This window comes from uncultured Campylobacter sp., from assembly GCF_937949835.1.
In the GTDB taxonomy this organism is placed as follows: domain Bacteria; phylum Campylobacterota; class Campylobacteria; order Campylobacterales; family Campylobacteraceae; genus Campylobacter_B.
Genome location: NZ_CALEDC010000384.1, coordinates 1 through 5,737, shown reverse-complemented (window position 1 = coordinate 5,737; position 5,737 = coordinate 1). Strand labels below are relative to the sequence as shown.

Sequence of the window (5,737 nt, the reverse complement as noted above, 5' to 3'; positions counted from 1 at the left end):
ATATCTAAAACACGAATAGGTAAAGATAAATTTCAAAATTTAGCGGCTCGCCGGCGGATGTGTCGTATAAAGCAGGCGCCGCAAAAAGGCGGGTAAATTTAAGTGGTAAATTTTAAAATTTAGATCGGAATTTCGGCGCTGACGTGGTAGATAAATTTTAAACGGGTTGTAAATTTAAAAAGATATGAGATAAAATTTCGCGCAGATCTGCAAATTTAAAATCCGCAAATCCGCGCAAGTTGCTACAAGCGTGACTCGTAGCGACGTAGCGTGTAAAGACGTTTAAGCATCTTTTTGCGAGCTGAAATTTTTTGCTTTTTGCGGACTTCCGTCATCGGCTCAAAAAATCGTCTCGCGCGAACCTCGGTAACGACTAGGTTACGATCGGTCTGCTTCTTAAAGCGTCTGTAAGCTTCGTCAAATGATTCGTTCGGATATACCTTTACTCCAGGCACTTTCCTCACCGCCTTTCAAAAAAATGAATCGTGAGTTTAGCGAAAAATTCCTTAAATTTGCTTTTGAAGCGCTTTTTTATACTTCCACACGCTCTTGTTGTTGCGAGTATCTATCATCGAAAGCTCTAAAAGTAGGCTTTCGCTTGCTTGCGCGGTAGAATTTTTAGCTGCAGAATTTAAGCTTTTTGATTTTTTAGATCCCGTCTTACCGTCGTTTGCCACAGCAGGGCTTTGTGGTAAAATTTTACCTACCAAGATGTAATCCGGCGCGTAGATCGAGCCGCTTTCTACGGCGTGATAGCCACGGCTTACGCCATCATTGCTAAATACGAGTTCATCTTTACTTGGGGCGTCTGTGACGACTGCTTTGCCTGAATGCAGCAGTGAAATTCTAATTTTTTTGCTCAAAAATTCCGCATCCACGCCGTGCGCGTTCGTCCCGTCCAATGGCTCGATGCCGACGACGCTGAATCTACCGCCTCTCTTGCCGACGATACGCTTTGAGAGTAGATCAGCGATGCTTTCGCCTGCGATGCGCTCCAGATATGCGTTTGGATATCCTGCGTGATCGATGCCTCCGGTAAGCGCCGAATTATCCGCGCTTTTAGAGCCTTTAAGCGCAGCGCAGCCTGCTAAAAAGGCACACAGCAAGATCACGAAAAAACTTATTTTAAAATTTTTCATAGCATTTCCAAATTTTATAAAATAAACTCCGCGATTATAGCGAGATTTGGTTAAATTTCGTTTTTTATAAGCAAAATTTGTAACGGATATTCCGCTCGTTCCTTTAATTTTGAGTTAAAGATTCCTTGATATACTTTCTGCCAATTTATTCAGAAAATTCTCGGGGTGCTTATGAAAAAAATCATTAAAAGAGACGGAAGTTTTCAAGAATTTCAATCCTACAAAATAAAAGATGCTATCAAAAAAGCCTACAAAAGCGTCGGTACCGAATTTGACGAAAAGGTTTTCGATAACGTAATGAGCGCGATCGTTTTTAAGGATAAATTAAGCGTCGAGGATATTCAGGATCTCATCGAGAAAAAGCTCTTCGAAGCGGGCGATTTCGCTGTTTTGAAAAGCTTCATGATCTACCGCCACACGCACAAGATGCAGCGCGAGCACATTTTGGGGCTTGAGGAGGATACGACCTATATCAACTGCACCCAGACGGTCAATGAATACATCAGCAAGCAGGATTGGCGAATTTTAGCAAATTCCAATACCAGCTACTCAAACGCAGGCCTGATAAACAATACCGCCGGCAAGGTCATCGCAAACTACTGGCTAGATAAAATTTACTCTCGCGAGGAGGGCGCGGCGCACCGAAACGGCGACTATCATATCCACGATCTGGACTGCCTTACGGCGTATTGCGCGGGCTGGAGCTTGCGCGTGCTTCTAAACGAGGGCTTTAACGGCGTGCGCGGCAGGGTCGAGAGCAAGGCGCCGAAGCATTTCCGCGAAGCGCTGTATCAGATGGCAAATTTCCTTGGAATTTTACAAAGCGAATGGGCGGGCGCACAGGCGTTTAGTAGCTTTGATACATATCTGGCGCCATACGTTTTCCGCGACAAATTAAGCGACGATGAGGTCAAAAAGGCGATCACGAGCTTCGTGTTCAACCTAAACGTTCCGGCGCGCTGGGGTCAGAGCCCATTTACCAACGTCACCATCGATATGACCTGCCCGGATGATCTAAAAACGCAGATCCCTACGCATAACAACGAGCATCTATTTAAAAATTTACACGACGAGGAGCTTTTGGCCGAGGCTAAAAGGCGCGGCAAGGACTCGCTAGAGGCTTTGACTTACGGCGATTTCGAGCCTGAGATGAACCGCATCGTGATCGCGTTTTACGAGGTTTTAACGACGGGCGATAAGTGCGGCCAGCCGTTTACCTTCCCGATCCCTACGGTAAATTTAACGGAGGAGTTTGATTGGGATACTCCTGCAGCCGACGCGGTATTTGAAAACACCGCCAAGGTAGGCTCAAGCTATTTTCAAAATTTTATCGGCTCGCAATATATCACTAACGAAAATGGTGAGCGTGTACCCAATCCAAAGGCGTATAAGCCTGGCGCCGTACGCTCGATGTGCTGCCGCTTGCAGCTCGATCTGCGCGAGCTTCTAAAGCGCGGCGGAGGGCTTTTCGGAAGCGCGGAGATGACGGGAAGCATCGGCGTCGTAACGATAAATTTAGCCCGCCTAGGCTATCTGTATAAAAATAACGAAGAGGCGCTGTATGCGAGGCTGGACGAGCTTTTAGAGCTTGCAAAATCGACGCTTGAAAAGAAGCGAAAATTCGTTACCGAGATGTTTGAACGCGGCTTATATCCATACACGAAGCGCTATCTGCCGGGCTTTAACAACCATTTCAGCACCATCGGCATCAACGGCGCAAACGAGATGATCCGAAATTTTAGCGGCAACAAAGAAGATATTACGACGGAATTCGGGCGTAAATTTGCCCTTAAAATGGTTGAGTATCTGCGCGAGAAGATTCGCTCGTTTCAGGAACAGACGGGCAACCTATACAATCTCGAAGCTACGCCTGCCGAGGGCACTACGTATCGCTTCGCCAAAGAGGATAAGAAGCGCTACGCAGACATCATCCAAGCGGGATTTGATAAAAACATATACTACACCAATTCGACGCAGCTTCCGGCAAATTTCGGAAGCGATCCGTTTGAGGCGCTGGCGATGCAGGACGAGCTGCAAAGCTCCTATACCGGCGGCACGGTGCTGCATCTGTATATGAAGGAGCGCATCAGCTCGGCTCAGGCGTGCAAACAGCTCGTAAAAAGCGTAGTGCAAAACTACAAGCTTCCTTATATCACGATCACGCCGATTTTTAGCGTCTGCCATAAGCACGGCTACATCAGCGGCGAGCATGAATACTGCCCGAAATGCGACGAGGAACTGCTTGCGGAATACAAGGCCAAGCAGAGCAAGGGCGCCTAAATAGCGATTTAAATTTTAATCTTAATGAAAGGATGGAGAATGGAATTTCCAAAAGAGTTAGAAGCAAAACGCACAAAATGCGTCGTTTACACAAGAGTAATGGGCTATTTACGCCCAGTAGAGAGCTTTAATATCGGAAAGAAGGGCGAACACAAAGAGCGCGTCTTTTTTGAAGAGAAAAAAGACAAAAAGCAGATCGCCTAGTCGCCGCTACCGGCCAAATGCAACAAACGCATACGAAGCCGCCGCAAGCCTTAAACCTGCATAACGCGCAGATTTACGAGATCACGCCGTTTACGATGCTTGATTTTGCTGATCACATCGCCGCGATTGCGTGGTTTTGCGGCTGCAATATGCGCTGCATATACTGCTACAACCCACAAATCGTTACTTCTCAGGGTAAAATTTCAAACGAAGAGTTTCTGCGCTTTTTGGATGCGCGCGCGGGCAAGCTTCAGGGCATCGTATTTAGCGGCGGCGAATGCACCTGTGCGAGCGATTTTATCCCGCTGGCGCACGAAGTTAAACGGCGCGGCTTTTTGCTCAAGGTCGACACCAACGGATCAAATCCGCAAAAGATCGAAGAGGCGCTAAGCCTGGGGCTGATCGATTATATCGCGCTTGATTTTAAGGCGCCGCGGCAGGATTTTGAGCTCATCACGAAGTCAAGCTTATACGATAAATTTCTGCAAACTCTTAGGCTTTTACTGCGGCGAAATTTTAAATTTGAGGTGCGCACGACCGTGCATGCCGATTTTTTAAACGAAGCGAAGATCGAGCGGATGGCGCAAATTCTATACAGCGAGGGTTATCGCGGCGTTTATTATCTGCAAAACTTCCTGCCCACCGGCGATAATTTCGGCCATTTAGACGCGCCGCTTGCGAGCTTTGATCCGAGCAAAATCCGCACCGATCTAAAGATCGAACTTCGAAATTTTGATTAAATTTGCGCTGCCATGAGCATCTTGCCGCGATGAACGCGATGAAATTTTATCTAGCGCGCATTGCCCGGCATATATTGTGCCTCGATAAAATTCCGCCTCGCCGTTTGCCGCAATGGTGCTTACTGCAGGCATTGGCGAAAAGCAAATAGATGGAATCGCACCGCATGCCTTTAAAATTTCATCATAAAATTCCTCTGTCATAAAATTTTATTCCGAAGCTTCGCCGTAAAATTTCATTTCAAAGCTCCAAGTATACAGCTGGTATAAAATTTAGCTTTTGCTCGCTTAGTCGCAAAATTCCGCCATGTATCCCTGCCGAGCTGTGTGCGCCTTATAAAATTCCGCGCAAATTTTATGGGCGAAATTTCACGCCTTTAAATTTCACCTGCAAAGCCTTCGATAAGATTTTTTTCGTTACAATACGCCCTAAATTTTTAAAAAGGCAAAAAATGGATAGGAAAAAAATCTACAACCCCTTCTCCGACGAGACGCTTACCGATCGCAAGGTCTTCGGCGGCAATCCGCAGGGAATTTTAAATTTTACCAAGGCGAAATATCAATGGGCGCTGAAGCTTTGGGATCTGATGGAGGCCAACACCTGGTTTCCTAAAGAGGTCGATACCACCGACGACGTGCGCGATTATAACTTCAATCTCACAAGCGCCGAGAAGCGGATGTACGATCTCGTGTGGAGCCAGCTGATATCTATGGATAGCTTTCAGACCAACAATCTTGCCGATAATATCAACCCCTACATCACGGCTCCGGAGATCAACGCCGTGCTCGCTCGCCAAGCCTACGAGGAGGCCAACCACAGCAAGTCCTACGCCGTCATGGTCGAGGCGATCTGTGAAAATACCGATCTGATTTACGAGATGGAGAAGCACGACGATATGCTTCGTAGGAAAAACGACTACATCTCAAGCGTCTATGAGGAGCTTGCGGGCGAGGTTAGCGACGATAAGCTGCTGCTAGCGATGGTGGCAAATCAAATTTTAGAGGGGATCTACTTCTACAGCGGCTTTACCTCGATCTATGCGCTCGCTCGCGCGGGCAAGATGCTAGGCAGCGCGCAGATGATCCGCTTCATACAGCGCGACGAGATCACGCATCTGCTACTCTTTCAAAACATGATAAATTCCGTCCGCAAGGAGCGCGCCGATCTGTTTAACAAGCGCAACGTGGATAAAATTTACGAGATGTTCGAGACGGCGGGAAACTTAGAGATCGATTGGGGCAAATACATCACGGATAACCAAATCATGGGCTTTACGGACGACATCATCGAAGAATACATCCACTACCTGGTCGATCAACGCCTGCTCGCCATCGGGCTTGAGAAGCGATACGGCGCGAAACACCCGATAAAATGGG

At 47.2% G+C, this 5,737-nt stretch carries 5 protein-coding genes and 1 pseudogene; 3 read left to right on the top strand and 3 right to left on the bottom strand.

The annotated features are described in order from the left end of the window. Window positions 1-242: 242 nt before the first annotated feature. Window positions 243-455, bottom strand: a complete 213-nt coding sequence (gene rpsU, locus Q0256_RS08715) for a 30S ribosomal protein S21 (RefSeq protein ID WP_005869392.1) — start codon at window positions 453-455, stop codon at window positions 243-245. A 51-nt stretch (window positions 456-506) separates the two neighbouring features. After that, on the bottom strand, window positions 507-1,139 hold the full coding sequence (locus tag Q0256_RS08710) for a hypothetical protein (protein WP_297962264.1): 633 nt from the start codon (window positions 1,137-1,139) through the stop codon (window positions 507-509). A 171-nt stretch (window positions 1,140-1,310) separates the two neighbouring features. Here Q0256_RS08710 and Q0256_RS08705 point away from each other — a divergent pair. Then, window positions 1,311-3,623 (top strand): annotated as a pseudogene (locus Q0256_RS08705) (ribonucleoside triphosphate reductase). 17 nt (window positions 3,624-3,640) lie between these two features. Beyond that, window positions 3,641-4,363 carry an anaerobic ribonucleoside-triphosphate reductase activating protein gene (locus Q0256_RS08700; protein WP_297962263.1) on the top strand — a complete coding sequence of 241 codons (723 nt, stop codon included), beginning with the start codon at window positions 3,641-3,643 and terminating at the stop codon, window positions 4,361-4,363. Here the strand turns inward: Q0256_RS08700 and Q0256_RS08695 are convergent. Then, the gene (locus Q0256_RS08695) at window positions 4,334-4,564 is read right to left on the bottom strand and encodes a hypothetical protein (RefSeq protein ID WP_297962262.1); all 231 of its coding nucleotides are present in this window, start codon (window positions 4,562-4,564) and stop codon (window positions 4,334-4,336) included. The two genes, Q0256_RS08700 and Q0256_RS08695, sit on opposite strands and share 30 nt — an antisense overlap. A gap of 248 nt (window positions 4,565-4,812) precedes the next feature. Between Q0256_RS08695 and Q0256_RS08690 the strand changes: the two genes are divergently transcribed. Next, window positions 4,813-5,737, top strand: a 925-nt coding sequence (locus Q0256_RS08690; RefSeq protein WP_297962261.1) for a ribonucleotide-diphosphate reductase subunit beta, incomplete at its 3' end; no start/stop codon positions are given.